The organism is Rhizobacter sp. P2_H2 (genome assembly GCF_056403375.1).
In genome coordinates this window covers 1-2,181 of record NZ_JBFUFP010000927.1, presented here as the reverse complement: position 1 = coordinate 2,181, position 2,181 = coordinate 1, and the positions used below count along the sequence as shown (strand labels likewise).

4 protein-coding genes are annotated in these 2,181 nt (G+C 69.8%); all 4 read right to left on the bottom strand.

Annotated features, from left to right (window positions below; all coding sequences use genetic code 11):
- Positions 1–343 (bottom strand): TrmH family RNA methyltransferase (locus AC1D15_RS28345; RefSeq protein ID WP_477828638.1); only part of this gene is annotated, 343 nt, incomplete at its 3' end.
- Positions 344–373: 30 nt separating this feature from the next.
- Positions 374–736: a response regulator gene (locus AC1D15_RS28340; RefSeq protein WP_477828637.1), complete on the bottom strand. Its 363-nt coding sequence runs from the start codon at positions 734–736 to the stop codon at positions 374–376.
- A gap of 28 nt (positions 737–764) precedes the next feature.
- Positions 765–1,922, bottom strand: a complete 1,158-nt coding sequence (locus tag AC1D15_RS28335; RefSeq protein ID WP_477828636.1) for a sensor histidine kinase — start codon at positions 1,920–1,922, stop codon at positions 765–767.
- The coding region (locus AC1D15_RS28330) for a response regulator (RefSeq protein ID WP_477828635.1) at positions 1,919–2,181 on the bottom strand (263 nt) is incomplete at its 5' end. The genes AC1D15_RS28330 and AC1D15_RS28335, both read right to left, overlap by 4 nt.

The window sequence follows — 2,181 nt, the reverse complement described above, 5'->3', positions numbered from 1 at the left end:
CGCGCAGGCAGGCACCCAGGTTGTGCGGATCGGTGATGCCGTCGAGCACCAGCAGCAGCGGGACTTCCTCGACGGCGTCGAGCGTGTCGTCCAGCGAATGGCTCATCGCCATCGCCTCGACGCGGGCAACCACGCCCTGGTGGCGGTGCGAACCGCACAGCTTCTGCAGGCGGTCGTCGTCGCTGTCGACCAGTTTGGCGCCGGCCTCCTTCACCCGCTCGACGAACTGGCGCATGCGCTGGTCGCGACGGCTCGTGTCGACGTGGATCTCGAGGATGGACTTCGGCGCGGTCTTCAGCCGCACCGTGACGGCGTGGAAGCCGAACAGGATCTTGTTGCTCATCCGGGGATTGTGCCTCCCGGGCGCCAGGCGTCAGGCGAGGTGGCGCTTCACCAGCCCGACCAGCTCGGCGTAGTCGAACGGCTTGGCGAGGTAGGCATCGAACCCGGAGTTCAGGATGCGCTCCTCGTCGCCCTTCATCGCGAGCGCCGTCAGCGCGATGATCTTCAGCCCGGCCGTCGCCGCATCGGCACGCAGCAGCCGCGTCGCCTCCAGCCCGTCCATGCCCGGCATCTGGATGTCCATCAGCACCAGCTCGGGCAGGTGCTCGCGGGCCAGTTTCACGCCCTCTTCGCCGCCTTCGGCACACAGCACGTCGTGCCCGCCCTTCTGCAGCACGAGTTGCGCGAGCTTGCGGTTCTGTGCGTTGTCCTCGACGACCAGGATGCGTGCCATGGTTTTTTTTCCTCGCCTTGTGCCTGTGTCAGGCGTGTTCTGGAATCGCCGGCAGCGGCGGCAGCGTGAAATAGAAACTGGCGCCCCGGCCCGGTGCCGATTCGACCCAGATGCGCCCGCCGTGCTTGGTCACCACCCGCTGGGCAATCGCGAGGCCCACGCCGTTGCCGGGGAACTGCGAGCCGGGGTGGAAGCGCTGGAACGGCCGGAACAGCCGCTCGCCGGCGGCCGCGGCATCGAAGCCGGCGCCGTTGTCGCGCACGCAGAAGGCGTCGTCGCCCTGCGCCCCGGCGCGACGGAACTCGATCTGCGGGACCGGTGCCGCGGCGCTGTACTTCCACGCATTGCCGAGCAGGTTCGACAGCGCAACCCGCAGCAGGCCGGGGTCGCCCTGCGCCGTCAGCCCGTCGTCGTGCCGCCACGCCACGTGGCGGTCCGGCTGCGCCTGCGCCAGCTCGCCGACGATCTCGCCGGCCATCGCCGACAGGTCGACCGGCTCGGACTGCATCTCGGTGCGCGTCATGCGCGCCAGCACCAGCATGTCGTCGATCAGGCGGTTCATGCGCTGGGCCGCGCCCTGGATGTGGCCGAGGAAGCCCTGCCCCTTCGCATCCAGCGACTGCCCGTGCCCCTGCTGCAGCAGCTGCGCGAAGCCGGCGATCTGCCCGAGCGGCGTGCGCAGGTCGTGCGACACCGAGTAGCTGAACGCCTCCATCTCGGCATGGGCGGTGCGCAGTTCGCGGTAGGCGCGCTCCATCGCGATCGACTGGGCCTCGGCCTCGCGGCGCATGCGGTGCAGCCGCACGAACACCGCGACCTTGGCGCGCAGGATCTCCGGCACCACCGGCGACAGGATGTAGTCGACCGCCCCGATGCGGTAGCCGGCGAAGGTGTCGGCCTCGTGCGTGTAGATCGCCGAGACGAACACGATCGGCACGTCGGCACCGCCCGGCAGCTCGCGCAGCCGGCGCGCGACATCGAAGCCGCTGATGCCGGCCAGGTGCACGTCGAGCAGCACCATCGCCCACGACGAGCGCTGCGCGAAGCGCTCGAGCGCGAGTTCGCCGTGATCGACGGTGTGGATCTCGGCGCCCACGTCCTGCAGGGTCGCACGGTACAGCCTCAGGTTGGCCGCGTTGTCGTCGACGACCAGGATCGAGGGTGACGTGCCGTTGCTCGCCGTCATGACCGTCGCTGCCGCCCCTTGGCCAGCGCCCGCTTCACCTCGGCCAGCAGGCTGGCCGGCTGGAACTCCGATTTCTCCATCACCTGCTGCACCCGCCCGCTCAGCAGCGCCCGGTCCTGCACAGTCAGCAGCTTGGCGGTCAGCACGATGATCGGGATGTCGGCGGTGTCGCTGCGCCCGCGCAGCGCCTMGATCACGTCGAAGCCCGACAGCTGCGGCATCATCAGGTCGAGCACGATCAGCGCGGGCCGCTGCTGGC

What these genes read in the sequence shown, in the direction of transcription:
- AC1D15_RS28340 (WP_477828637.1), bottom strand. Translation starts at nt 736, where the DNA reads ATGGCACGCATCCTGGTCGTCGAGGACAACGCACAGAACCGCAAGCTC.
- AC1D15_RS28335 (WP_477828636.1), bottom strand. Translation starts at nt 1,922, where the DNA reads ATGACGGCGAGCAACGGCACGTCACCCTCGATCCTGGTCGTCGACGAC.